This is a genomic window from Guptibacillus spartinae, from assembly GCF_028610625.1.
GTDB lineage: Bacteria > Bacillota > Bacilli > Bacillales > Guptibacillaceae > Guptibacillus > Guptibacillus spartinae.
In genome coordinates this window covers 502154-528758 of record NZ_JAQQWU010000002.1, presented here as the reverse complement: position 1 = coordinate 528758, position 26605 = coordinate 502154, and the positions used below count along the sequence as shown (strand labels likewise).

Annotated in this window: 26 protein-coding genes; 21 read left to right on the top strand and 5 right to left on the bottom strand. The window is 40.1% G+C overall.

All coding sequences use genetic code 11. The features are described 5' to 3' along the window. The first annotated feature begins 19 nt into the window (after nt 1–19). The 6 genes from PQ511_RS06615 to PQ511_RS06590 all read left to right on the top strand — a co-directional run bounded on the left by PQ511_RS06615 (nt 20) and on the right by PQ511_RS06590 (nt 6641). Entirely contained in the window at nt 20–862 is an 843-nt protein-coding gene (locus PQ511_RS06615; protein ID WP_273851104.1) for a YtnP family quorum-quenching lactonase, read from the top strand. Nucleotides 863–1013: 151 nt separating this feature from the next. Continuing rightward, a complete protein-coding gene (locus PQ511_RS06610; protein WP_273851103.1) occupies nt 1014–1766 on the top strand; it encodes a DeoR/GlpR family DNA-binding transcription regulator in 753 nt (250 codons plus the stop codon). Beyond that, a complete protein-coding gene (pfkB, locus tag PQ511_RS06605) occupies nt 1763–2695 on the top strand; it encodes a 1-phosphofructokinase (RefSeq protein ID WP_273851102.1) in 933 nt (310 codons plus the stop codon). Before PQ511_RS06610 ends, pfkB begins: the two co-directional genes overlap by 4 nt. Continuing rightward, entirely contained in the window at nt 2692–4593 is a 1902-nt protein-coding gene (locus PQ511_RS06600; protein WP_273851101.1) for a PTS fructose transporter subunit IIABC, read from the top strand. Before pfkB ends, PQ511_RS06600 begins: the two co-directional genes overlap by 4 nt. Nucleotides 4594–4919: 326 nt before the next feature. Then, nucleotides 4920–5762 carry a pyrroline-5-carboxylate reductase gene (proC, locus tag PQ511_RS06595; protein WP_273851100.1) on the top strand — a complete coding sequence of 281 codons (843 nt, stop codon included), beginning with the start codon at nt 4920–4922 and terminating at the stop codon, nt 5760–5762. A gap of 339 nt (nt 5763–6101) precedes the next feature. Continuing rightward, nucleotides 6102–6641 (top strand): hypothetical protein, encoded by a 540-nt coding sequence (locus PQ511_RS06590; protein ID WP_273851099.1) that lies wholly within the window; start codon nt 6102–6104, stop codon nt 6639–6641. Between the two features lie 98 nt (nt 6642–6739). Here PQ511_RS06590 and PQ511_RS06585 read toward each other — a convergent pair whose 3' ends face one another. After that, the gene (locus PQ511_RS06585; RefSeq protein WP_273851098.1) at nt 6740–7054 is read right to left on the bottom strand and encodes a PepSY domain-containing protein; all 315 of its coding nucleotides are present in this window, start codon (nt 7052–7054) and stop codon (nt 6740–6742) included. A gap of 168 nt (nt 7055–7222) precedes the next feature. Between PQ511_RS06585 and PQ511_RS06580 the strand changes: the two genes are divergently transcribed. Then, a complete protein-coding gene (locus PQ511_RS06580; protein WP_273851097.1) occupies nt 7223–8290 on the top strand; it encodes a M42 family metallopeptidase in 1068 nt (355 codons plus the stop codon). 69 nt (nt 8291–8359) lie between these two features. Beyond that, nucleotides 8360–8863: a DUF84 family protein gene (locus PQ511_RS06575; protein WP_273851096.1), complete on the top strand. Its 504-nt coding sequence runs from the start codon at nt 8360–8362 to the stop codon at nt 8861–8863. On the opposite strand, the gene PQ511_RS06570 is transcribed toward PQ511_RS06575, so the two are convergent. Continuing rightward, nucleotides 8860–9306, bottom strand: coding sequence for a YtoQ family protein (locus PQ511_RS06570; RefSeq protein WP_273851095.1), 447 nt, complete (start codon nt 9304–9306; stop codon nt 8860–8862). The genes PQ511_RS06575 and PQ511_RS06570 overlap by 4 nt on opposite strands. A 158-nt stretch (nt 9307–9464) precedes the next feature. Between PQ511_RS06570 and PQ511_RS06565 the strand changes: the two genes are divergently transcribed. The 12 genes from PQ511_RS06565 (at nt 9465) to ccpA (ending at nt 22243) form a co-directional block, all read left to right on the top strand. Next, nucleotides 9465–10478: a PTS sugar transporter subunit IIC gene (locus tag PQ511_RS06565; protein ID WP_273851094.1), complete on the top strand. Its 1014-nt coding sequence runs from the start codon at nt 9465–9467 to the stop codon at nt 10476–10478. A gap of 16 nt (nt 10479–10494) precedes the next feature. Continuing rightward, on the top strand, nt 10495–10809 hold the full coding sequence (locus tag PQ511_RS06560; RefSeq protein ID WP_273851093.1) for a thioredoxin family protein: 315 nt from the start codon (nt 10495–10497) through the stop codon (nt 10807–10809). Between the two features lie 142 nt (nt 10810–10951). Continuing rightward, on the top strand, nt 10952–11749 hold the full coding sequence (locus PQ511_RS06555) for a DUF1444 domain-containing protein (RefSeq protein ID WP_273851092.1): 798 nt from the start codon (nt 10952–10954) through the stop codon (nt 11747–11749). Between the two features lie 28 nt (nt 11750–11777). Further along, nucleotides 11778–12386 carry a YtpR family tRNA-binding protein gene (gene ytpR / locus PQ511_RS06550; protein ID WP_273851091.1) on the top strand — a complete coding sequence of 203 codons (609 nt, stop codon included), beginning with the start codon at nt 11778–11780 and terminating at the stop codon, nt 12384–12386. 195 nt (nt 12387–12581) lie between these two features. Beyond that, on the top strand, nt 12582–15359 hold the full coding sequence (locus tag PQ511_RS06545; RefSeq protein ID WP_273851090.1) for a DNA translocase FtsK: 2778 nt from the start codon (nt 12582–12584) through the stop codon (nt 15357–15359). Nucleotides 15360–15505: 146 nt separating this feature from the next. Next, on the top strand, nt 15506–16603 hold the full coding sequence (locus PQ511_RS06540) for a nicotinate phosphoribosyltransferase (protein WP_273851089.1): 1098 nt from the start codon (nt 15506–15508) through the stop codon (nt 16601–16603). Nucleotides 16604–16798: 195 nt separating this feature from the next. After that, complete coding sequence (gene murC / locus PQ511_RS06535) at nt 16799–18103, top strand: UDP-N-acetylmuramate--L-alanine ligase (RefSeq protein WP_273851088.1); 1305 nt, start codon at nt 16799–16801, stop codon at nt 18101–18103. Nucleotides 18104–18332: 229 nt separating this feature from the next. Beyond that, nucleotides 18333–18776 (top strand): DUF948 domain-containing protein, encoded by a 444-nt coding sequence (locus PQ511_RS06530; RefSeq protein ID WP_098444566.1) that lies wholly within the window; start codon nt 18333–18335, stop codon nt 18774–18776. 12 nt (nt 18777–18788) lie between these two features. Then, complete coding sequence (locus PQ511_RS06525) at nt 18789–19205, top strand: YtxH domain-containing protein (protein ID WP_273851087.1); 417 nt, start codon at nt 18789–18791, stop codon at nt 19203–19205. A gap of 108 nt (nt 19206–19313) precedes the next feature. Beyond that, complete coding sequence (gene ytxJ, locus PQ511_RS06520; RefSeq protein WP_273851086.1) at nt 19314–19649, top strand: bacillithiol system redox-active protein YtxJ; 336 nt, start codon at nt 19314–19316, stop codon at nt 19647–19649. Nucleotides 19650–19794: 145 nt separating this feature from the next. Continuing rightward, complete coding sequence (locus tag PQ511_RS06515; RefSeq protein WP_273851085.1) at nt 19795–20895, top strand: bifunctional 3-deoxy-7-phosphoheptulonate synthase/chorismate mutase; 1101 nt, start codon at nt 19795–19797, stop codon at nt 20893–20895. Nucleotides 20896–21232: 337 nt separating this feature from the next. Further along, a complete protein-coding gene (gene ccpA, locus PQ511_RS06510; protein ID WP_273851084.1) occupies nt 21233–22243 on the top strand; it encodes a catabolite control protein A in 1011 nt (336 codons plus the stop codon). Nucleotides 22244–22270: 27 nt separating this feature from the next. Here ccpA and PQ511_RS06505 read toward each other — a convergent pair whose 3' ends face one another. From PQ511_RS06505 to PQ511_RS06495, 3 genes are read right to left on the bottom strand one after another with little or no spacing between them, the layout of a single operon-like run. Continuing rightward, complete coding sequence (locus tag PQ511_RS06505; protein WP_273851083.1) at nt 22271–23422, bottom strand: acetoin utilization protein AcuC; 1152 nt, start codon at nt 23420–23422, stop codon at nt 22271–22273. Continuing rightward, nucleotides 23419–24066, bottom strand: a complete 648-nt coding sequence (locus PQ511_RS06500) for an acetoin utilization AcuB family protein (RefSeq protein WP_273851082.1) — start codon at nt 24064–24066, stop codon at nt 23419–23421. Before PQ511_RS06500 ends, PQ511_RS06505 begins: the two co-directional genes overlap by 4 nt. A gap of 22 nt (nt 24067–24088) precedes the next feature. Then, nucleotides 24089–24721 carry a GNAT family N-acetyltransferase gene (locus tag PQ511_RS06495; RefSeq protein ID WP_273851081.1) on the bottom strand — a complete coding sequence of 211 codons (633 nt, stop codon included), beginning with the start codon at nt 24719–24721 and terminating at the stop codon, nt 24089–24091. A gap of 165 nt (nt 24722–24886) precedes the next feature. Here PQ511_RS06495 and acsA point away from each other — a divergent pair, with 165 nt between their 5' ends. Next, entirely contained in the window at nt 24887–26602 is a 1716-nt protein-coding gene (gene acsA, locus PQ511_RS06490) for an acetate--CoA ligase (RefSeq protein WP_273851080.1), read from the top strand. The last annotated feature ends 3 nt before the right edge of the window (nt 26603–26605 follow it).

Below are 26605 nucleotides of genomic sequence, written 5' to 3'. Positions count from 1 at the left end.
TGTAGAAAGGGGTTTTGTCATGGAACAGTTACAAGTAGGTACACTATCAGTAACGTGGCTAAGAGGTGGTGTTACCCATATGGACGGTGGAGCCATGTTTGGCGTTGTACCTAAGCCGCTTTGGAGCAAGAAATACCCTGTCAATGAGAAGAACCAGATCGAGCTTCGAACAGATCCTCTTTTGCTTCAATGGCAAGGAAAGAATATCTTAATTGAGTCAGGTATTGGGAAGGGGAAATTAACCGACAAGCAGAAAAGAAATTATGGGGTCGAAGAGGAGTCTGAAATTCACTCATCTCTTAAAGAACTCTCCTTATCTGCAAAGGATATTGATATCATTCTTATGACTCATCTGCATTTCGATCATGCAAGTGGCTTAACGGAACCAGATGGAGATGGTTATAAATCCACTTTTCCAAATGCCGTGATTTATGCCTCAGAAGTAGAATGGAACGAAATGAGAGAACCTAATATTCGTTCGAAAAATACATATTGGAAAGAGAACTGGGAAGTGATTCAACATCAAGTACAAACATTTAAAGAAACTTATGAAGTGCTTCCTGGTTTGAATTTGCATCATACAGGTGGACATAGTGATGGGCATGCGATTATCACGATGAAAGAAGGGGACGAGTATCTCATCCACATGGCAGACCTTATGCCGACTCATGCTCATAAAAACCCTCTCTGGGTACTTGCATACGATGATTATCCAATGACATCCATTTATGCGAAAGAAAAGTGGATTTCTGATGCTGTATCTCAAAACGCCTGGTTTCTTTTTTATCATGATGCTCTTTACCGTGCGCTTAAATGGAACGAGTCTTTTGAAATAACGAATGAAGTAAAACGGAATAGCTAATTGTAAGGAAGACTGCCGAGCAGTCTTCCTTTTTTTTGAGAATAATGAAATGAGTTTGAGTGAAATTGAACACTTTTGAATTTTTTTGAATGAAAATGATTGACTTGTGAAAGTGCTTTCATTATACTGTGAGTAGAAAGTAGGTGATGATTTGTTAAATGCTGAACGTCATTTCATCATTTTACAAGTTCTTAAGGAAAAGGAAACAGCGACTGTTCATGATTTAAGTGAAGCGACTGGGGCATCTGTATCAACCATTCGACGCGATCTTGTTCAGTTAGAAGAAGAAAATAAGTTGAAGCGCGTTCATGGTGGAGCTTCATTGTTTCGATCAAAATGGACAGAGCCTTCACTTGGTGAGAAATCAACTCAGAATATGACAGAAAAAGAGAAAATTGCATCATATGCAGCGGAGTTGGTAAAAGATGGTGATTGTATCTTTGTTGATGCTGGAACTACAACCCAGAAGATGGCTCCGTTCTTACAAGATAAAGAGGTAATTGTTGTCACTAATGGTTACCAGGTTATTGAGAACCTGCTCGCAGAGGGCATTACAACATATGTGATTGGTGGGAAATTCAAACCAAGAACTGGTGCTATGACAGGTGCTAAAGCACTTGAAAATATTGAGTCGTATCGCTTCGATAAGTGTTTTATCGGAATTAACGGTATTCATGAATCATTAGGATATACAACCGCTGATCCTGATGAAGCCATTGTTAAAAGGGCGGCCATTAAACTCTCAAGGGAAGCTTATGTTTTAGCTGATTATTCTAAGTTTGATGAAGCAGCGTTTAGTAAAGTAGCGGATATTAATGCGTGTACGGTGATTACAAACGAGCACCCTGAAATGAATTACGATCACATCAGTAAACATACAACAGTAGAAGTGGTGAAAATATGATTTATACAATTACGTTAAATCCATCAGTTGATTATATTGTACGACTGGATAATCTTAAAACTGGTCTCGTCAATACAGTGGACGAAGAAATGAAAAACGCAGGTGGAAAAGGTGTCAATGTAACCAAAGTTCTTAAGCGTCTTGGACATGAATCAACCGCACTAGGCTTTGTTGGCGGATTTACGGGTCAGTTTATAGAGCAGTCGCTGAAAGAGGAAGGTCTCCATTCGAACTTTATTCAGGTTAAAGGCGACACGCGAATTAACATTAAATTAAAAAACGGGGAAGAAACAGAAATCAACGGATTATCTCCACTGATTTCTGATGCCAATGTTGAGGAATTATTTACTCAACTTTCTCAAACTGTCCCAGGTGATATTGTCGTCATGGCAGGTAGCGTGCCCTCAAGTGTAGATCAAACGATCTATTCACAAATTCTTCAATCACTACCTGATGGAGTGCAAGCGATAGTAGACACAAAAGGCAAAGCACTAGCCGAGGTAGTGAAAGCAAAACCATTTCTAGTCAAACCAAATCACCACGAACTAGGCGATTTATTTGATGTTGATATCACATCAGTTGATGAGGCAGTTAAATATGGAAAGAAAGTTCACGAAATGGGAGCTAAAAACGTCATTGTTTCCATGGCTGGCGACGGAGCAGTATTAATTACAGCGGAAGACGTACTTTTTGGGAATGTGCCCGTTGGAAAAGTTCAGAATTCAGTTGGAGCAGGGGATTCAGTTGTAGCTGGCTTCCTAAGTAAATATATCGAAACTGAAAATTTGAAGGAAGCATTTCAATCTGGAATTGCAGCAGGAAGTGCGAGCGCATTTTCAGCTGGGTTTTGTACAGCAGAAGAAGTTCAAGAATTAAGAAAACAAATTATGGTTCAGTCTTATGAAGAAACGGGAGGTCGGGGTATATGAGAATCACAGAATTATTAACAAAAGAGACCATGATTTTGAATTTAGAAGCAGATTCGAAAGATCGTGTTATTAATGAGCTGTCTGAAAAGCTAGAGAGAGCTGGAAAATTAAAAGATCTTAACGCATTTAAGAAAGCGATCCATGCGCGTGAAAAAGAAAGTACAACTGGAATCGGGGAAGGTATTGCGATTCCTCACGCCAAAACTGCGGCAGTAAAGTCACCAGCAATCGTATTTGGTCGTTCTCATGCTGGTATTGACTATCAGTCTCTTGACGGCCAGCCTGCTCACTTGTTCTTTATGATTGCTGCGACTGAAGGAGCGAATCAAACGCACCTTGAAGCGCTATCGAGACTATCATCCTTTTTAATGGATAACGAATTCCGTAAAGGACTTCTCGAAGCAAGAACGGAAGAAGAAGTTTTGCAAGCGTTTGATCAGAAAGAAGAAGAGAATGCTGATGAAGAGGAAGTAGAAGAAGCAAATGAAGTTACTGGAAAAATATTAGCTGTTACAGCTTGCCCTACCGGTATTGCTCATACGTATATGGCTGCAGATGCGTTGAAAGCGAAAGCCGCAGAAATGGGCTATAGTGTCAAGGTTGAAACAAATGGTTCAGGAGGCGTGAAAAATCGTCTGACAGATGAAGAGATTGAAAAGGCACCAGGTATTATTGTTGCCGCAGACACTAAGGTTGAAATGGAGCGTTTTAAAGGAAAGAAAGTAATTGAAGTTCCTGTAGCAGAAGCGATTCGAAAGCCGGCTGATTTACTAAAGCAGGCAGCAAACGGTGATGCGCCGGTTTATAAATCTTCTGGATCATACGAAGATCAAATTAGTGAGAAGAAGAATGAAAGAAAAGGAAAGCAGTCAGCTTTCTACAAACACTTAATGAATGGTGTTTCGAATATGCTTCCGCTCGTTGTTGGTGGCGGTATTTTGATAGCCCTTTCATTTATCTTTGGAATCAATGCTGCAGATCCAGATGATCCCAGCTACAATGCGTTTGCAGCAGCACTAAGCACTATCGGCGGTGGAAATGCCTTTGCACTTATGATTCCAGTCCTTGCAGGATTCATCGCAATGAGTATTGCCGATCGTCCTGGTCTTGCTCCCGGTCTCGTTGGTGGTCTAATGGCCTCTACGAACGGCGCGGGTTTCCTTGGGGGACTTATTGCAGGTTTCCTTGCTGGTTACGCTGTTCTTCTTTTGAAAAAGCTTTTCTCTGGACTTCCGCAATCGCTTGAAGGGTTAAAACCAGTCCTACTTTATCCGCTGTTTGGTATTTTTATTACTGGAATTATTATGATGTATGTGGTCATTGAACCAGTTGGGGCTCTTAATACAGGACTTGAAAACTGGTTAAATGGTATGGGCACAACAAATAAGCTCCTTCTCGGTTTAATTCTAGGTGGTATGATGGCAGTAGATATGGGAGGACCGATTAATAAGGCAGCATTTACTTTCGGTATTGCGATGATTGACGCGGGTAATCTTACGTATCATGCAGCGATCATGGCAGGCGGTATGACACCACCACTTGGTCTTGCTCTTGCAACAACACTATTTAAAAATCGTTTCAACAAAACCGAGCGTGAAGCTGGAAAAGTAGCTTATGTGATGGGAGCTTCTTTCATAACGGAAGGCGCAATTCCGTTTGCAGCAGCAGATCCTGGGCGAGTCATTCCTTCCATCATCGTAGGTTCATCTGTTGCTGGTGCATTAACGATGCTGTTTAATATTGCTCTACCAGCACCGCATGGCGGAGCATTTGTAATCTGGTCTGTAAACAACATCTCATTAACTCATATTCTTCTTTATATTCTTGCAATCGTCATTGGAACAGTCATAACGGCTTTGATGGTTGGTCTACTAAAAAAATCAAAGCCACAAGTATAATAAATGAAAGAGGCTCCCAGGGAGTCTCTTTTTTCAGGCTAGGAAACAAAAAACGTGGAAATAAGCGTGTATGAATTTTCCGCTATCAGTGATTTTTTCCACTTTATGTTAAAAGTGTAGTTGCGATGAGAAGGGGTGAGAGAGCGTGAGAAGCGATATATGTCCTTCTCAATCATGCAGTTTACGTTGCGATTCGAATGATAGCGTTTTCACTAAGTATCTTGAGCTTATGCTCATTTCTTGTGGTTTAAAGGTTGAAGGGGAAAGAATGCAGTGTTAGTATAAATGACCGTAGATGATTTTTCGGAAATCCAAAGGAGGCAATCATGCTAGAAAATAAAACCGTAACGTTTATCGGAGCGGGTTCAATGGCAGAGGCTATGGCTGCAGGAATGATTGAGTCAGGTACGATTGAACCTGAACGTATTATAATGACTAACAGAAGTAATGAACAACGTCGTCAGGAGCTTATGGAGAACCACGGCGTATTGGCGACGCAAAGTATAGAATTCGCCGTTCGTGAGGCTGATGTTGTTATCCTTGCAATGAAACCTAAAGATGTTGAACGTGCACTAGAGGGGATCGAGAACTTTATCACAAATGATCAACTTCTCCTATCTGTTCTAGCTGGTGTCCCATCCTCCTATATTGAGGAGCAATTGGATGGAGAACAACCAGTCATTCGCGTTATGCCGAACACATCAAGTATGATTGGTAAGTCAATTTCTGCTCTGGCAGGAGGAAAACATGTAAGTGATGAGCAGGTTACAATGGCTCGTGCCCTCATACGTTCAATAGGAGAAACAGTAGTTATCGAAGAAGAGCAAATGGACGTATTTACAGGCGTCGCGGGTAGCGGTCCGGCTTATATCTATTATGTTATCGAAAGCCTTGAAAAAGCAGCAATTGAAGGTGGAATTGAAACGGAAACAGCACGAAAGATGGCTGTTCAAACAGTGCTAGGCGCAGGTATGATGGCCGAGCAATCAGAAGATTCTCCTTCAGCATTAAGAAAGAAAGTGACTTCTCCAAATGGTACAACTCAAGCTGGTCTTGAAGCTTTGTATGATAATGGCGGTGGAGAGGCTTTTGCAGCCGCTGTTGAAAATGCGGCAACACGTTCAAAAGAAATCAGCACTCAATTTGATAAAAAGCCAGTAACGCAGTAAGAACCGGGGTATACCGGTTCTTTTTTTTGTGTAAGTTAGCTTATATTATTTGTTTTTCGATTTTTGACTCGCTCCGTGATGCCCGATCGTCTGTGCAAATAAATTTGCTCGAAACGTTTGGGCATCACAGGGCATAAATGTGCCAAAAAATAACACCATTCATTCACATAACCCTTTTTGTTAAGAAACCACTCAAGAGGGGTAACATAACAAGGATGGATGATCTGTCCCCTATTTCCTCGTATTGGATGTTCTTTTCTTCAAAATGTTAGTAGAATAATAGTAGGAATATGATATGATAAGAATTGGATAATTTGTTTGATAGAGGAGGAAAAAATGATGAAAAAAGGAATTTTTGCACTTCTTGCTGTATTTTTAATTGCATTTCCGTTCGCAGGCACAGCAGTACATGCTGAAGCGAATGTCAGTAATGAAGTAAAGAAAGGCGTAGCTGGTTACCTTGGGGAAGAACACTATGACTATGACAAAGGTTCTCTTAAAGTTGTAGAAGCGGAAAATCTCGAAGTCGATAGCTCAGCAGATAAGGATTTCAGTAAAGTTTCCATGATGCTTGTTGAGTTTACAACCGTTCGTGACGACATTTTCTTTGAAGATCATACTCAGGTCCTTTTCTATGATACAGAAGCTAATGCAATCATCCCAGATTCGAAAGTATTGGATATTGAAAAAGCGAAGGAATATAAAGATAGTCATGCTGACGTTACTGGTGAGCATCTTCACATGAGCGTTATTCTTTTCCTAAGTGCGATCATGCTCGTTGGTCCGGCGCTTCTTGCGTATCTATGGTCTAAAAACAAATATTCAACCCTACGCTTTAAATTACAAAATAACGTTTATGATACAAATACGACTTTTTAATGAAATAAAGACAACAACATCCCCGTGCCTGGTGCACGGGGATGTTTATTTAATCAGATAATCGCTCGTCTGTTCTTGCAAAAAAAAAGAACTGTTTTCTACTGAGCTTGTAATTCTACTAATGTACCTGTTTCAGCATCTACCATAAATTCAAGTTGCTGAAGCTTTCCTTCTTTTTCACAAGTGAGACCTCCCGCATAAACGGTATAAGGAAGATTGAACTTCTTAACTGAATCCGTTTTCATATGAATCCATGATCCTTTAACCGTATAAACGGGTTTAACCGCACCTTTAACTGCTTTTAATGCTTTTTCAGGGGAAATGTACGTTCTTTTTGAAGCGATGGTCGACGCTGTAAGTGCCGCAGCTCCTGCTCCAATTAACGCCCCGATTAACAAATCCTTCGTTCTCATTGATTAAGATGCTCCCTTCTTCAAATGGCCAATTTGTTTTCCACCTATAGTATATCTGAATTTTACCCTCGTACCAAATGTTTCTATTGAAAATCCATGGCACTAGAAACGTTCGACGAGATTCGATACAATAGAATAGGAAGAGACGAATGATGGAAGGGGATACATATGAATAAAGAAACGTTGACGCTTTTTAAAACATTAACGGAACTACAAGGTGCTCCAGGTTTTGAACATGATGTTAGAAAATTTGTGAAAAATGAAATCAGTAAGTATACAGATGAGATCATTCAAGATAATCTCGGAAGTGTTTTTGGCGTTAAACGAAACAATGGTCCACGTGTAATGGTAGCCGGTCATATGGATGAAGTTGGTTTTATGGTAACATCCATCACGGAAAATGGAATGTTGCGTTTTCAAACACTCGGAGGTTGGTGGAGCCAAGTTCTCCTTGCTCAGCGTGTTCAGGTAATGACCAATAATGGTCCAATCCCAGGAGTGATTGGCTCAATCCCACCGCATTTACTGGATGATGCCACTAGAAATAAACCAATGGCAATTAAGAATATGCTTATTGATATTGGTGCAGACAACAAAGAAGATGCCGAACGAATTGGTGTAAAGCCAGGCCAACAAATCGTTCCTGTATGTCCTTTCACTCCAATGGCTAATGAGAAAAAAATCATGGCAAAAGCCTGGGACAATCGTTATGGAGTAGGTTTAGCAATTGAACTATTGAAAGAACTTCAAAATGAAGAGGTTCCGAATGAACTATACTCGGGGGCTACAGTTCAAGAAGAAGTGGGTCTAAGAGGTGCCCAAACTGCAGCAAATATGATTAATCCAGATCTCTTCTATGCGCTTGATGCAAGCCCTGCGAATGATATGACTGGAGATAAGAATGAATTTGGTCAGCTTGGAAAAGGAGCGCTTCTACGCATTTATGATCGCTCGATGGTAACGCATCAAGGATTAAGAGATTTTATCCTTGATACTGCTGAAAGTAATGAAATTCCATATCAGTATTTCATCTCTCAAGGAGGAACGGATGCGGGCCGTGTTCATTTGTCTAATAACGGCGTTCCATCTGCTGTAGTTGGTATTTGTTCGAGATACATTCATACCTCCTCATCTATGATTCACGTAGATGATTATGCAGCTGCAAAAGAATTGCTTATTAAATTAGTGAAGTCAACAGATCAGGCAACGGTAGATAGCATTAAAAGCAACGTGTAAGGAAAAGGGGCCGGAAAGGCTCCTTTTCTTATGATTCGATTTGAATTGAAACAAATGGAGGTATGCTTGATGAATCAACTAGTAGTCGGATCTAAGAACCCTGTAAAGATTAACGCCGTTAAAGCTCACTTTCATGGAGAAGTAATCGGGATGGAAGTTGACTCAGGTGTCGCTGAGCAACCATGGGGAGACGAAGAAACGCTTCTTGGCGCAAAACAACGAGCAAGAGCCGCATTAGATAAAAGCCATGCTGATATTGGGATCGGGCTTGAAGGTGGCGTTCAGGTTATCAACGGTAGCTTATATGTTTGTAATTGGGGAGCTCTCGCTGATCGAAATGGTATTGAAGTCATCGCTGGAGGGGCAAGATTTCCCCTTCCAGAAATCATTAGACAGAAGCTTGAGGAAGGACACGTATTAGGTCCAGTTATTTCCGAGTATGCAAGTCGAGCGGATGTAAGCAGAAAAGAAGGCGCCATTGGAATTTTTACCAATGGCACCGTTTCAAGGACAGACATGTATGATCATCTTGTCTCTTTATTGTTTGGTCAATATCAATTTCAACTGCGTTAGTTTGTCTCAAAAATATAAGAGAGTGCTTTTAAAGCCTGCTTTGTGTTTTCAACAGTAACCTGTGCTTTATTTGAGAGTTCTTTTAATGGATGGTGAAGGGATTCAGGTCGAATAAGGATGAGTGGTTTTTGAAGAGCAATGGCTGTAGCTGCATCCATTGCACTATTCCACTGCTTGTAATTCTCGCCAAATAGAGCAATCACTACGTCAGACTTTTGAAGCAATACATGAGTTCGAAGATTGTTGATTTCAGATGCCGCTTCATCTTTAAAAATCTTATTGGGCTGTTCGCCTTTAATCTCTTCACCGATATTGTCGGAACGATCATGATTCTCCATTGGACCAACAAATTGAATTGGTAGTTCCATCTTAATGGCCTTTTCTTTCAGTTCATTTCGCCAGTCATCGTGAATTTGTCCAGCAAGGTAAACCGTCAATTCCATTCATAACGCCTCCTTAAAAATGCTAACGCAATTATTGTAGCATGGCCTTTTCATTTATTCCCAGTAAAGAGATTAAGGGAGTCTTCTGACCACTTACCTAGCTATGGAAAAATAATGTGTATACTTAAATAGACTAATCCGTTTGAAGGGAGAAACAGATGAAAGAATTTTTACAGAACAAAGGCATTACGCTTTCTCCGCGTGTGTACTTTATAACAGCGCTTAGCTATATGGCGCTCGGACTTTTTTCATCATTAATCATAGGTTTAATTGTTAAAACGATTGGCACACAGATTGCCGCGCTATCCTTCTTAATTCCAATTGGAGAGCTTGCGATGAGTTTAATGGGGCCGGCCATTGGTGTTGCTGTGGCATATGGTCTGGGAGCACCTCCACTCGTCTTGTTTGCAACTATTCTAGCAGGCGCAGCAGGGGCTGAACTTGGTGGTCCTGCTGGTAGCTATGTGGCAGCCCTAGTTGCATCTGAAGCGGGTAAACTTGTCTCGAAGTCAACCAAACTCGATATTATCGTAACCCCGCTAATGACAATTTTCGCAGGGTATGGAACGGCTACTCTGATTGGACCTGGAATCGAATCCCTTCTAACGAACTTTGGTTCGCTAATTATGTGGGCAACAGAACAGCGTCCGATCATAATGGGAATTATTGTTGCCGTACTGATGGGACTCGCCCTTACGGCACCCATTTCGAGTGCTGCCATTGCCATTATGCTCGGATTAGAAGGCATCGCAGCAGGTGCAGCGACGATTGGTTGTGCTGCTCAGATGGTGGGCTTTGCCGTAAGTAGCTATCGAGAAAATGGAGTTGGAGGATTCATTGCCCAGGGAATTGGGACGTCTATGCTTCAGGTTGCAAACATTGTACGTAATCCGTGGATTCTGGTTCCTCCAACGGTAGCAGGAGCGATTCTTGCTCCGATTGGGAGTGGCTGGCTTTCCCTATTAAATAACCCTTCCGGTGCTGGTATGGGTACTAGTGGTTTCGTTGGACAAATCATGACCTTTAACGTGATGGGGACGGGAGGAGATATATGGCTTGCGATTCTGATGTTGCATTTTGTTGGACCAGCGATAATAAGTCTGCTAATATCCGAGTTAATGAGGCGAAAAGGACTCATTCGTCCCGGAGATATGAAGATACAAACAGATTAGATCGAGGAGGATCATTATGAAGAAATTTGAAAAATATGAAGAATACTTAAATGCGATTAAAGAAGGAAAATCCGTTCTGCTATTTTCAGCAGATTGGTGTCCTGATTGTCGAATCATTGAACCATTTCTTCCAGAACTAGAAAAAGAATATAATGAGATCGATTTTTATTACGTTGATCGTGATGAACACATTGAATTATGTCAGGAAATGGATGTTTTTGGCATACCAAGCTTTGTTGCATTTAAAGATGGAGAAGAAACCGGACGTTTTGTAAGTAAGATGCGAAAAAGTAAAGAAGAAATTGAAGAGTTTCTTACAAGCGTTAACTGATTCGTATTAGGATCGTTGTTTAAGGATTTGAGTAAACAATGAAATGGATTTCATTGAACAAAGCTATGCCTGGCATAGCTTTGTTTTTTTATTCCGTTGTTTCATGGTATGATAAAGTGACGTCATATAGGGTGGTGAAAATATGGAACCAAAAGATATGAAAAAATTGCTCGAAAAACGTCTTCAGCAAGAGGATCGTGAGCTTACATACAATCAAAAAGAAGAAAAACTAAGAGTAGCAGATCGTTCTACCGGAAAAGGAATGAGTCTTGGACTAAAAGGACTCGCTGCAAAATATGAGGAACGAGGCGAGAAGATCCTTGATGAAGTGGTCCATCACGTTGAAGAAACCTTAAAGGTAATGAATGAAAAGCAAGAATTAACCGGAAAGGAGAGCCAGATCTTTCCGGTCATTCGTTCAGGCTCATTTGCATCTGAGACAGAAAATGGCGTTCCGTTTGTATATGAGGAGCATACTGCGGAGACGCGAATTTATTATGCGCTTGATCTAGGGAACTCCTATCGACTCATTGATCAAGAGTGGCTTGAGAAAGAAGGTTGGACGAAGGAAGCCTTGCATGAAATTTCGTTGTTCAATTTAAGAGGATTGTCTACCGATGTAAAAGCAGATACTGTTGCCGGAAATACATTCTATTTCCTAAATACGAATGATGGCTATGATGCAAGTCGGATTTTAAATGACACTTTACTCGAACGTATGGCTAAAAAAGCCAAGGGTGAATTGGCAGTAGCTGTTCCGCATCAAGACGTTCTTGTATTTGCCGATATTGAAAATGAACGAGGTTATGATGCCCTTGCTCAGCTAACGATGCATTTCTTTTCAAGTGGTCTCGTCCCTGTAACGGGCTTACCGTTTATGTATGAAGATGGAAAGCTAGAACCTATCTTTATCATGGCGAAAAACAAACCAAAAAAATAATAACTGTTTAATAAAGGAGTTTAGTAAGATGAATATGTTTTACAATAAAGAAGGCGTTGGGGATACTTTAATCGTAACTTTAGGCAGTACAGTAAGAGAAGATAAGGCAGTAGAACGCAAAGGAAATGTGGCTCGGATCTATAGTAAAGAAACAAGTGAGACAATTGGCTATAATTTATTTCATTTTTCATCTCTTCATGTGCTATCGAGCAACGGTCTTGTAGAAGAAAGCGAGGAACTTGTCTCCACAGTTAATCGTGCGATAAAAGACAGCGGCTTTCATGATGAGCTCGTTTATGACGCTTCTCCCAAGTTTGTGGTTGGTTATGTAGAAGAAATGGAGAAGCACCCTAATGCTGATAAATTAAATATTTGTCAGGTGAATATTGGAGAAGAGAAGCTTCAAATTGTTTGCGGTGCACCGAATGTAGATCAAGGTCAAAAAGTTGTTGTGGCGAAGGTTGGAGCTGTTATGCCATCAGGTATGATTATTAAAGATGCGAACTTACGTGGAATCGAATCAACGGGAATGATTTGTTCTGCTAAAGAACTTGATTTACCAGATGCTCCGAAAGAAAAAGGGATTCTTATTCTTCCAGATGATTATGAAGTTGGTTCTGAATTCAAAGCCTACTAGAAAATTTTCTAGTAGGTTTTTTCTTTCGAGAAAATCGGGTATAGGGAATATTGAACTTATTTTTACTGATTTAGACGAAGAACTTCCTTTTTTTACGAAAGATTTTAGAAAGAGCCTTACAATGGTAGGGGAGTTTCCGATAAAATAGAAGAATAGCGCGCTCTAAAAGGGCCTAATTAGAAAAGGTGATTGTAATTGAATAATAATTGGTTTAAGAAAGTGTGGAGTAAACTATTTGATCTTGAAGAGGAAGACGAGACAGCGCGAAGGGAAGTAGAAGAAAAGGAACCCAAGTCTTTAAATGACCGCACAGATCGTAAACATTCAATTGGGCGGATGGAAAGTGCAAATCGAAAGAATGAAGCAAGAATTGTTCATCACTATCCAAGAGAAGGGAACTTTCGTTTTCCATTAATTCCTGATCAATCAACTAACAAAACAACTAACAAAACCAAAAACGAAGGTAGAAACGAGATAGATCAAAAGAAAAAAGAGAAGAACGGTTCAAATAGGACAAGGCAAGAGAATTCGACTCCAAAAATGACGCAATCTAAAAAAGAAAATACTTCAAGAAAAAGCGTAAGAGATGGGCTTTCAGATAAAGAGGATTCAAGTAACAAAAAGTTTTCGGGCGTTAATTTTAAACCGTCTGAAATCCCTTCTCCTATTTATGGATTTAGCAAACGACCAGTAGCTGAAAAGATGGAAGACGCAGCAAAGAAAGCGAATGCTAGCCCGCGTTATACACCACTTGATAAAAGTGATGTGATCGACAAACTTATTCAGGAACCAACACCGTTTTCTCTAACGGAAGAGCCAGAGGTACCCTCTTTCTCAGATGAATCAACAAGCAAATTAGAAGCCAATTCCTTGATCGAGTCATTACCATCCAACGATGAGGAGCCATTTGAAGATAAAGAGGTAGTTGAAAAGGAAGAGAAGCAAGAAGCTTTTGAAGTAAATGGGCTAAGGTGGCAAGATAATGAACGTGATGTGGAAGAGGAGAGCTTCGACGATCTGGATCTCCCACTATTGTACAAATCAGATGACGAGCTAGAGGAATTACCATTACATGAAAAGAGCCAAATTGAAAACCTTACAAATGATGATAGGGAAGAACAGTTCCAAGAAGATAACGATAAAGAGATTAATGATGAGTCGAGCGTCAGCGTGTTTGAAAATGAAATAAGCGCAAAAGATAACCCTCTTATTATCGAAGAATCAGATGAGCGTACCGAATCTGAAGTAGATGATGAAGCATTAAACGTAGATGAGTTAGAAGGCACGCAATTGGACGAAGATTTAGAACCGGCAGAAGACGTTGTCGAGCAGCATAATGACAGCATGGAAACGGAAGAGAAAGATCATCAACAAGTAGTAGATGAACAGAAACAAGAAACTGAAAAGAAAGCATCTTCTCTACAAGAGCAGTCTCATAAACAAACTCCTCGAGAGGAAAGTCGTCCTAAACCACAAGTACCTTATAATGTGATGATGCTTTCAAACGATCGTCGCCATGTCACGAAAAAAACTGGAACAGGTGCTGACTATAAACTTCCTCCGATCTCGCTTCTTGATATTCCCCCGAGGAATGAAGGTAGTGATGATCAGTGGTTGGAAGACCAGCGAGAGCTATTGGAGTCTACACTTGCTAACTTTAATGTACAGGCTAAAGTGGTTGGTGCAACGATGGGACCTACGGTTACGCGTTTCGAAGTGCAGCCAAGTCCAGGTGTTAAGGTAAACAAAATCACGAATTTAAGTGATGATATTAAACTTAGCCTAGCTGCACGAGACATCCGGATGGAAGCGCCGATCCCAGGGAAAAATGCGATTGGAATTGAAGTACCTAATCCTACAAGTAAGCCGGTATTTATTAGAGAGATTGTCCGAAGTGGAGCGTTTCAATCGGAAGGTTCTCTATTGAATGCTGCACTTGGTTTCGATATCGCGGGAGAAGCCAAAATTACAGATATACAGAAAATGCCGCATGGTCTTATTGCCGGTGCAACAGGATCAGGTAAAAGTGTATGCATTAACTCCATATTGGTTAGTTTGTTACTAAAAGCAAACCCGAACGATGTGAAAATGATGCTCATTGATCCGAAAATGGTGGAACTTGCGCCTTATAATGGCCTGCCGCATCTGGTCACACCAGTAATTAATGATGTGAAAGAAGCGACTACAGCGTTGAAATGGGCAGTTGACGAGATGGAAGAGCGTTATGAGAAATTTGCTGCTGCAGGGGTTCGTGATATTAAGCGGTATAATGAGCGTGCAATTAATCACGGCGAGCCTCAGCACAAACTTCCATACATTGTTATCGTTATTGATGAACTAGCCGATTTAATGATGGTATCACCACAAGATGTAGAAGATGCTATTTGCCGAATTGCTCAAAAGGCAAGAGCATGCGGTATCCACCTGCTTGTCGCAACACAAAGACCGTCTGTTGATGTTATAACTGGACTAATTAAAGCAAATATTCCAACTCGCATTGCTTTTTCCGTTTCCTCTCAAATAGATTCAAGAACCATTCTTGATACAAGTGGTGCCGAAAAATTACTTGGAAAAGGGGATATGCTTTGTCTTGAGAACGGCTCATCAAAACCTGTTCGTTTACAGGGGAACTTTGTATCAGATGAGGAAATAGAGCGAGTCACTTCTTATGTAAGAAAACAGCGGAAGCCTAACTATCTAATTAAGAAAGAAGATTTAATGAAAAAACAACAGTACGATGATCAAGAAGATGAATTGTTTGAGGAAGCATGCATGTGGGCGCTTGAACAAGGTCAGGCATCATCCTCAGCCCTACAGCGTCGTTTTCGTATCGGATTTAATCGCGCAGCAAGACTTATTGAAATGATGGAAGAGCGTGGTTTGGTTTCTGAAGCAATGGGAAGTAAGCCGCGAAGTATTTTAATGAGTAAAGCTGATTTTGAGGAAGCATTCTTAAAAGATATGCACGTGTAGTGCATATCTTTTCTACTTGTTTTATGTAGCCTGGTTCTATATGATAAATAGTGTTAAGCTAATGGTGAAAATTATAGTCAGATAAGTGAATGGTTGAACATAGAGAGCTCACATTCGAATGACGAAACTACTTGAAGGAGCCCATTATGAAAGAAATTGAACTTAAAATGCAAGGAAAAATAAAAAGACTTACGAACCGGACGTTTAAATTTGATGAGCGTGTCGGAGAAGGCTGGTTTTCTGCTGTTTATTTTCTTAAAACATGCGAAATCGTGGAAGAGTTCAAACCAGATAACATCGTCACAATGCAGTTTTTTCAAAAACATGATGCTGTTCTTTGTGGTTCAGATGAAGCAATAGCCCTCATTAAAACATTTGCGAAGGATCCTGATTCCTTAGTAATTGAATCACTTAAAGATGGCGATAAGATCTCTCCCTTCGAAACCGTTCTAAAAATTAAAGGCCCTTATCAAAACTTTGGTTTTCTAGAAGGAATTATTGATGGTATTCTGGGCAGAAGAACGTCAGTAGCGACGAATGTTTATCATGTAGTAAAGGCAGCGCGATCATCCGGAATACAAAAACCAGTTATTTTCATGGGTGACCGAGACGATCACTATACGCAACAAGCCGGTGATGGATATGCCTCGCACATTGGTGGTTCAACTGCACAAGCTACTCATGCAATGAATGAGTGGTGGGGGAAAAGAGGAATGGGAACCATGCCTCATGCCCTCATTCAACTATTCAAAGGGGACGTTGTAGAAGCTTCGAAAGCCTATTATGCGAAATACCCTGAAGATGAATTAATTGCACTAGTTGATTACAACAATGATGTCATCACAGACTCATTAAAAGTTGCAAGAGAATTCGGAGAAACCTTAAAAGGCGTACGAGTGGATACTTCTCGTACAATGGTTGATCAATATTTCTGGAGAAACCCTGATGTTCTAGGAACGTTTGATCCAAGAGGGGTTAATGCAGAACTAATCTTTGCACTAAGAGATGCGCTTGATCATGAAGGGTTCAATCATGTCAAAATTGTTGTTAGTGGAGGCTTTACGGAAGAAAGAATCAGAACGTTCGAATCACAGAATGTTCCTGTTGATATTTATGGCGTAGGTAGCAGTTTGCTTAAAGTGGATATTGGGTTTACTGGTGATAACGTGATCCTAGATGATGAGCCTGAAGCAAAAGCTGGCAGAAAATATCGACATAACCCACGTTTAGAGCGTGTTGAATAAGCAATATAAGACAGGAACACAATCCTGTCTTTTTTGCGCCCGTACGACTTTTTTAGTTTAATGAATTATATTGTAGACCTGTCTCCCTTTCTGCTATAATGTAGTATTGAAAAGAAATGCAGAGCATACTTGTAATACCATCATATACTAAAAAAAGGTTAAGCGGAGAAGAAATGAAAGTGTGGAGGTTCTGAAATGACTATATATCACTTTGTTGGCATTAAGGGATCCGGGATGAGCGCTCTTGCACAAATCCTCAGTGATATTGGATACCGTGTACAAGGCTCAGACGTAGAGAAGAGATTCTTTACCCAGGAGGCTTTAGAACAAAAAGGTATTACTATTCTCCCGTTTGGAGAAGAAAATATTAAAGAAGACATGACAATTATCGCTGGTAATGCTTTTGATGATCAGCATGAGGAGTTAGTGAAAGCAAGAGAGATGAACCTTCCTGTCTATCGTTACCATAAATTTCTTGGCGACTTTATTCAAAAGTTCACTAGTATTGCTGTAACAGGTTCCCATGGTAAAACATCTACAACTGGGTTATTATCTCACGTTGTTGGGGCGGCAGAACCAACATCTTATCTTATTGGAGATGGAACTGGAAGTGGTGTGAAGGATAGCCAATACTTCGTATTTGAAGCATGTGAATACCGTCGACACTTTTTAGCTTATCAGCCGGATTATGCGATTATGACTAATATTGATTTTGATCATCCAGATTATTTTGCAGATGTCGATGATGTCTTTTCAGCATTTCAAGAAATGGCGATGCTCGTAAAGAAAGGTATTATTGCATACGGTGATGATTCGTATCTTCAGCAAATTCAAACAAAGGTGCCAGTTGTCTTCTATGGCTTTGATGATCAAAATGATTTTCAAGCAACAAATATCAAAATTGATGAGAACGGGACCACATTTGACGTTCATGTTCGTGATGATTATTATCGTACGTTCCAAATTCCAATGTATGGTAAGCATAATGTACTGAACGCTCTAGCGGTAGTTGCACTTTGTCACTATGAAAACCTACCAGGTGATGCAGTGGCTGCTCAGCTAGCGAACTTCAAAGGTGTAAAGAGAAGATTTACAGAAAAAGTAGTCGATGGTCAGGTACTCATTGATGATTACGCGCATCATCCAACTGAAATTAAAGCGACGATTGAATCTGCTCATCAGAAATACCCGAACCGTGAAGTTGTAGCCATTTTCCAGCCGCATACTTTTACAAGAACAAAAACGTTTTTAAATGAATTTGCTGATGTTCTAAAAGAAGCAGATGTGGTGTATCTTTGCGATATTTTCGGATCGGCTCGAGAAGATGCTGGGCAATTATCAATTGATCAGCTAATTGAAAAAATCCCAAATGCTCATATGATCTCAGAAGAATCCATTCAGCAGTTAAATGAACATGAAAGTGGTGTCCTACTTTTCATGGGAGCAGGAGATATTCAAAAGTATCAAGAAGCATACGAAACCGAGAAAGCATCCATCTAGAAGAAGAGGCTCATAAGCCTCTTCTTTTTTGTGTTTGCTAATTTCACTCAATAGATAAAAGAGATTATGTTATAAAAAAAATTTAAAAAGGAATAATGAGACTTGTAACGAATTTATTAGGTGTAGGGTAGTAAAGTAGACTCATTTTACATTCTTATGTGAAATGACAAACTTGTGTTTACTAAAGACAAATGAAGGGAACAGATGGAGAAAAGGGAGGTGCCAGTACATGGAGATTATACTTTATTTGAGTGTTGCTATTATTGCGATTGCGTTTGCGGTTTTAGTTTATTTTGTAGCCCAAACCCTAAAGTCTTTAAAAGATACGCTAAGTAACACGGCAAAAACACTTGATAGCTTGGAAAAACAAATGAATGGTTTAACTACTGAAACTACAGCACTGTTACATAAGACAAATTTACTTGCCGAGGATATCCAGGGGAAATCTGAAGCTCTGGACACGGTCTTTGTGCAAGTTAAAGAAGTTGGAACATCACTAGGAAAGATGAATCATTCTTTAAAAAATATTACCGGTAAAGTAACGGATGAAGCTGAACGCCAATCTGAACAGGTGACAAAAGTAGTTCAATGGGGTAACGCTGCTATGCAAATTTGGCAAAAGTGGCAAGTGAAAAAGAAAGCAACAGATCAATATGTTGATTCAAAATCATAGGAGGTAATGTAAATGTCTGACAACAACATTAACACAAAAGATTTTATCATTGGTACATTAATTGGTGGAATTGTAGGTGCCGCCGCTGCACTACTATCAGCGCCTAAATCTGGTAAAGAGCTTAGAAGCGACCTTAACCAACAAGCAGGTGTTGTAAAAGACAAAACTTCACAATTCCGTGAATCTGCGGTCGAGCGTAGCACAGACTTTGCAAATCGCGCAAAAGAAAAATCATCAACAATTTACAAGCAGGTATCTGATCAGTCAAATAACCTTGTTTCAAAAATTAAAGATCGTAATCTTGAGTCAGAAGAGAATGAAGCACTTCATACTCAAGCAGACGCTGATGTAGAAAACTTCCAGCAGGATCTTAACGATCACTTCTCTGAAGAAGAACCAGCTTCAATGGAAAATCCAACGAAGCCTTAATCTGAAGAAGAATATCAGAGAGAAAAGAAGAAGCTTAATGCTTCTTCTTTTTCATTTAGCCACAAGTTCTTTATAATGAGAATATAGCTAGATGAAAGGAGAGAAATGATGGCCATTACAAAACTAACAACCTCAGATGATTTTCAGCGGGTTAAAGAAGAAAATGATCAATTTATATTATTTAAAAATAGTACAACCTGTCCAATCAGTGCTCAAGCATTTGAGGAATTTGAAAAATTCTCTGATGATGTGGCAAGAGAAGTGTACTATTTAAATGTCCAAGAATCTCGACCTTTATCAACTGAAATCGCAGAAGCCTACGGAGTGAAGCATCAGTCACCTCAGGCGCTTGTTTTTGATGGAGATGAAGTGGTTTGGAATGATTCCCATTGGAGAATCACTTATACTTCTTTAACAGATGTTGAAAAGAAATTTCTAAAATAAAACGGCGATCTAAAGCCGTTTTTCTTTTACTGACATGGTTTAATGCTTAAAAGCGTTTAAGAATTAAAAGAAAAGTAGTGACATTTTATTTTTCATCGTATATAATAACCCTAATCACTTAAACAGATAGGAGTGGAGATATATTATGGCTAATATCCAGATTGATGAGTTGAGAGAGAAATTAGACGAGATTAACTTGCAGCTGCTTGATTTAATTAATGAGCGTGCTGAAGTTGCGAAAGAGATAGGTAGAGTAAAGAAAGCGCAGGGGATTAATCGTTTTGACCCTGTTCGAGAGCGTAAGATGCTTGATATGCTTACAGAGAAAAATGGTGGGCCATTTGATAATTCCACTCTTCAGCATATCTTCAAGGAAATTTTTAAGGCAAGCCTTGAGCTACAGGAAGACGACCATCGGAAAGCGTTGCTAGTTTCAAGAAAACGTCAGCCAGATAACACAGTTATTGAAATTAGAGGCGAAAAAGTTGGAGATGGTAGCCAGGTTCTTATTTCAGGTCCATGTGCTGTTGAAAGCTATGAACAAGTTGCAGAAGTAGCGAAAGCAGTTAAGAAGCAAGGATTTAAAATGCTACGCGGAGGGGCGTTCAAACCACGTACGTCACCATACGATTTCCAGGGTCTTGGTGAAGAAGGTTTAAAGATTCTTAAACAAGTTGCTGATGAGTACGATCTAGCAGTCGTAAGCGAAATTGTAAATCCAGCTGATATTGAAACAGCGGTAAAATACGTTGATGTGATTCAAATTGGAGCGCGTAACATGCAGAATTTTGAACTGCTTAAAGCAGCAGGTTCTGTTGATAAGCCAGTTCTCCTTAAGCGAGGGTTATCCGCGACAATTCAGGAATTCATTAATGCGGCAGAGTACATTGTATCGAACGGAAATACCCAGGTCATGCTTTGTGAACGAGGAATTAGAACTTACGAAAAAGCAACGCGAAACACGTTGGATATTACGGCTGTCCCAATTCTAAAGCAGGAAACTCATTTGCCAGTTCTAGTTGATGTAACGCATTCGACTGGGCGAAAAGATCTTTTATTCCCGGCAGCAAAAGCGGGTCTTGCGATTGGTGCTGACGGCATTATGGTTGAAGTTCATCCAGACCCTGCAGTTGCCCTATCGGATGCAGCTCAACAGTTAGACATTCCACAATACGAACAATTTGTTGAAGATTTAAAAGCTAGTGGATTATTCAATCCAGCAAAAGTTACGCCTTCTACTATTTAAGTAGAAGGTTTTTTGTTGCCTCTATTTCAATGAGTGGGATTGAATGGGAATAAAAGAGCGTAAGCGTGTTATCATATGTAATAACCAAAGTAAAATAGCGTGCTGTTATCATTTTATGTGTGAAATTTATGCTTATATGAAGCAAAAACGCTGTAAATATGCTATCTTTAATACAGTATCTACTTGTGAAATATCCTACATACCAATTGTAGACAGTTTCACACAGATAAAACAATGAATTAGTGTTAGCCGATATAGGGATTTGGTTTGCAGTCAATCGGATAGTATCGTATCATTAAGTAAATTAAAGTCCGTAAGAGCATGAAGGAGGATCATCGTGAATACAACGATTTATGACGTAGCGAAAGAAGCTGGAGTATCGATGGCAACGGTATCAAGGGTTGTCAATGGTAATCCCAATGTAAAGCCGGCCACTAGAAAGAAAGTGTTAGAAGCGATTGAAAGACTTGGATATCGTCCTAATGCTGTGGCAAGGGGACTTGCTAGTAAGAAAACGACTACCGTAGGGGTTATCATACCTGATATCTCAAGTATTTTCTTTGCAGAGCTTGCACGAGGTATTGAAGATATAGCGACAATGTACAAATATAACATCATTTTAAGTAATTCCGACCAAAACAAAGAAAAAGAAATTCATTTATTGAACACAATGCTTGGAAAACAGGTGGACGGTATTGTTTTCATGGGTGGTAAGATTACTGAGGAGCACGTGGAAGAATTTAAGCGCTCCCCTGTCCCAATTGTACTTGCAGCAACACTTGAAAAGAGTCAGGAAATTCCTTCGGTTAATATTAACTATCAGAAGGCGGCTTATGAGCTCGTTACAAGCTTTATTGAAAAGGGACATAAAAAAATCGGACTTGTTAGTGGCCCACTTGAAGATCCTATTAACGGGGAAGAAAAGTTCCTTGGATATCGCTCAGCACTTGAAGATGCTGGCATGAATGTGGATGAAAACTGTGTTGCCATCGGTGACTATACGTATGATTCAGGTATTGAAGCGATGGAAGGATTCCTTGAGCTACATGAGAAACCTACCGCTATTTTTGCTGGTACAGATGAAATGGCTCTTGGCGTCATTCATGCTGCTCAAGATAATGGATATAACGTACCGGAAGATTTCGAGGTAGTTGGTTTTGACAACACAAGACTCGCTACTATGGTTCGACCAACACTTTCTACGGTAGTACAACCAATGTACGATATCGGCGCTGTTGCGATGCGTCTCTTAACAAAATTAATGAACAAAGAAACAGTAGAAGAGCAAACTGTTGTATTGCCACACCGATTGCAACATCGTAATTCAACTTTTCATAATGAGGAATAGTAAAACGAGCCATTTTGGCTCGTTTTTTTATTCCTTCGATATTTGAAAAAGCGCTCGCTCACAAGTTCGTTTGTTTTTTTCCGTAATTTCTTGTTTTCGCGGAATGGGTTCATATAAATTTTGCTCGTCATGCCAATTTTCAGGGAGAGTAAGAGGAGAAAGTGGGTTCCATCGATCTAACCACTGCTGAGGCAGTCTTCCCGTCATTGATAGCCCTTTCATTTCAAGCCAAATCCTTGACCACGCTCTTGGGACCACGCGCCAAATGTCATATCCGCCTCCACCAACAGCAATCCATTTTCCATTACAGTATTCATGAGCAAGTTGATGGGCCAATTTAGGAATAAATTCAAAGCTATTCATTGAAACAGAAAGGTGGGTTAGTGGATCATAATAATGAGCATCAGCTCCATTTTGAGTTAAAATTACATCTGGTTTAAAAAAATCGATTACTTTCCTAAAAGAATCTTCGTAAACTTCCTGAAATGACTCATCTTCTGTAAATGCATCGATGGGAACATTAAACGAAAATCCATATCCTTTTCCCTGTCCTTTTTCATTAATGTTTCCTGTTCCGGGAAATAGATAGCGACCCGTTTCATGAATGGATAGGGTGCAAACGTCAGGATCGTCATAGAAAGCCCATTGAACGCCATCTCCGTGATGAGCGTCTGTGTCGACATAAAGAACTCTTGCACCATATTTTTTTTTCATGTACTCAATCGCAATTGAGCTATCATTATAAATACAAAAACCAGATGCTTTACCTCTAAAACCGTGATGTAAGCCACCACCTACATTGAGCGCATGATCAGATTTACCTGTCATAACGGCGTCAACTGCTGTAAGGGTCCCTCCAACAATGAGGGCGCTTGCTTCGTGCATATTTGAAAAAATAGGTGTATCTTCAGTACCAAGTCCATAATTCGCTGCGATGGAGGAAGCGAGACTTCCTTTGCCTGCCTTTTTCACTGCGTCAATGTAGGCTGGGTCATGAATAAGAGAAATTTCATCATCAGTCGCGACTCGAGGAGCAATGACCTCAGTTTCTTGTAAAGCTTTAATCTCAGTTAAAAGATCTTGAGTGAGTTTTACACGAATGTGGTTAAAAGGATGGTCATCACTAAATTTATAGTTAAGGTAATCTGTAGAGTAAACAAAAACGGAATCGCATGTCATCTTTGAACACCCGGCATGCTTGGCCAGAGAACCTCATAACCTTCCTTTTTAATGTCATTTACGACCGAAGTTGGATTCATTGTCTGAATACGAAAAACAATATTTTTGTATTTCTCATCATGACTACATGGATAAACAAGTACGCTGATAATGTTAACATTACGTTTTTTTATAATTTGGGTAATGTCAGCGAGCTGTCCAGATACGTTAGCTACCTGAACTTCAATATGTGAGCTCGGCTGGTGTGCCCCTGTAAGCAGGATAAGCGTATGTAACATATCCGTCTCAGTTACCATGCCAATCACTTTTCGATTTTCCACAATTGGAATGGAACTAATCCGCTCTTCATAGAAAATGGTAGAGATTTCTTCAACGAAATCTAGAGGAGTAGCTGTAATCACATTTTTCTTCATAATAGAGGAAAGATGTGATTGTAGCACTTCTTTGTTGGGATCTGTGTCAAGAATAGATGGACTAGCATCTTTAAGATCACGATCCGAAACAATACCTACTAGTTCTCCGACACTGTTCACAATTGGCAGGTGACGAATGTTTTTCTCTCTCATAAGAATGATCGCATCCGCAATTGTTTGGTTTTCTTCAAGGGAAAACACATTTCGATTCATTATTTCTTCTATGACCAACTTCACTCACTCCTTTGCCATCTTAATACATGAAGCGATTATGGAAACGTAGGCGATCAAATGCTTGAATGGAGTCTTGATTAATTCTCGATCCAATCCTAGCCATTAGGCAGTTTGCAGGATGAGAACTGATTTCCGGGTCATCTGTTGCATACCATTCAAGACCTCCTGCATTCATCATTTTCTCCATTACTTTACGATAATCCCAGACTGATAGTCCTGTCCCTTTAAGGTCCCAATGCCAATAATACTCAGTCGTAATCACGATATAATCGTTCATGGCATCGTCCATAAAGGAAGTTTTCAGGAGGCTTTTCCCGACTTTTGCGTTACGGTATTTGGGAATCACTTCTATTGCTCCTAATTCAATCAAATCTTCCATTTTTCCTTCCGACCAACGTTCAAGTGGATCCGGATAAAGAAAGGTAACGTACCCCACGATCGTTTCTCTCTCTCTAGCTACAATAATTCGGCCTTCAGGAAGACCCGCTATTTCAACCAGTGCTTTATGCTGTTGTTCAGGTGGACGAAATGCGACAAGATCCTTATGTAAATGATAGGATGCCAGGCGATTGGGACTGATTGGGCCTTCTATAATTAATTTTCCATGCGGTGTGTTCCACTCAATTGCATTATACGTTTTTTGATGTTCCATCTAGTCACCACCTTTTCCTAATGGTCTCTATTCTTATTATACATGAAACAAACTAAATGTAAGGGGTTTCAATCGTATTTTTTGAAGTTTTGTCATTTGTTAAAAAATTAGGAATTTATGTTATACTAACAGGGAAAGACATGAAGGAGAAGGAGGAGATTACTTATGGAATTGAAACCGCTTTCTGCTACATTGGGTAATCATAATTTGCAGGATTATGAAGCTACATACGAAAATTTTGATTGGAAAGACGTAGAGAAAACATTTACTTGGAGTGAAACAGGGAATGTAAATATGGCCTATGAAGCTATTGATAGGCACGCGGAGTCCGATCGTAAAAACAAAGTAGCTCTTTATTTTTCTGACCCAACTCGAGATGAGAAGTATACGTACAGTGAAATGAAAGCAATGAGTAACAAGGCAGGGAATGTTCTTAAAAAAGTGAATGTGGAAAAAGGGGATCGCGTTTTTATATTCATGCCACGCTCTCCAGAACTTTACTTTATTCTTCTAGGCACACTTAAACTTGGTGCAATAGCTGGTCCACTATTTGAAGCTTTTATGGAAGGTGCAGTAAGGGATCGACTTGAGGATAGTGAAGCGAAGGTACTCGTTACCACACCTGAGCTACTTGAACGTGTCCCGGTCGATGAGCTTCCAAATCTCGAAAGTGTTGTGCTAGTAGGAGAGAATATAGAAGAAGAAGGTCCCTATATAGATTTTTATAAGCATTTTGAGTCAACGGAAAAGAAACTAAAAATTGAATGGGTTGATCGGGAAGATGGTATGATTCTTCATTATACCTCAGGTTCAACAGGTAAGCCAAAAGGTGTTCTCCATGTTCATAATGCGATGGTGCAACACTATCAAACGGCGAAGTGGGTACTTGATCTAAAAGAAGATGATGTCTACTGGTGTACAGCGGATCCTGGCTGGGTAACAGGAACGTCTTATGGGATTTTTGCACCTTGGCTTGCCGGAACGTCAAACGTCATTCGCGGTGGACGGTTTAGCCCAGAAGATTGGTATGGCACAATTGAAAAGTATGAGGTTACCGTATGGTATAGTGCACCAACTGCTTTTCGCATGCTAATGGGCGCTGGCGATGAGATTGTTAAGAAATATGATCTGTCCTCTTTACGTCATGTATTGAGTGTAGGGGAGCCACTGAATCCAGAAGTGATTAAGTGGGGGAATCAAGTTCTTGATCTTCGCATACATGATAACTGGTGGATGACTGAGACGGGTGCACAGCTAATCAGTAACTATCCATCCATGGAAATAAAGCCAGGATCGATGGGAAAACCGATTCCGGGTGTTCATGCAGCCATCGTAGATGATCAAGGAAATGAACTTCCTCCTAATCGAATGGGTAACCTTGCGATTAAAAAGGGATGGCCATCAATGATGCGGGCCATTTGGAATCGTCCTGAGAAATATGAAAGTTATTTCTTAAAAGGAGACTGGTACGTATCTGGTGATTCAGCTTATAAAGATGAGGACGGATACTTCTGGTTCCAGGGACGAGTCGATGATGTAATTATGACTTCAGGTGAAAGAGTTGGCCCATTTGAAGTTGAAAGTAAGCTTGTTGAGCACAGAGCCGTTGCTGAAGCTGGGGTAATTGGTAAACCAGACCCAGTTAGAGGTGAAATCATTAAAGCCTTTATTGCACTGAGAGATGGTCATGAGCCATCTGATGAGCTAATGGAGGAGATTCGTAATTTTGTTAAAAAAGGTCTCGCTGCTCATGCAGCACCAAGAGAAATTGAATTTAGAGATAAGCTTCCGAAAACTAGAAGTGGTAAAATTATGCGTCGCGTGTTAAAAGCTTGGGAACTTGATTTACCAACTGGTGACTTGTCGACAATGGAAGATTAACTA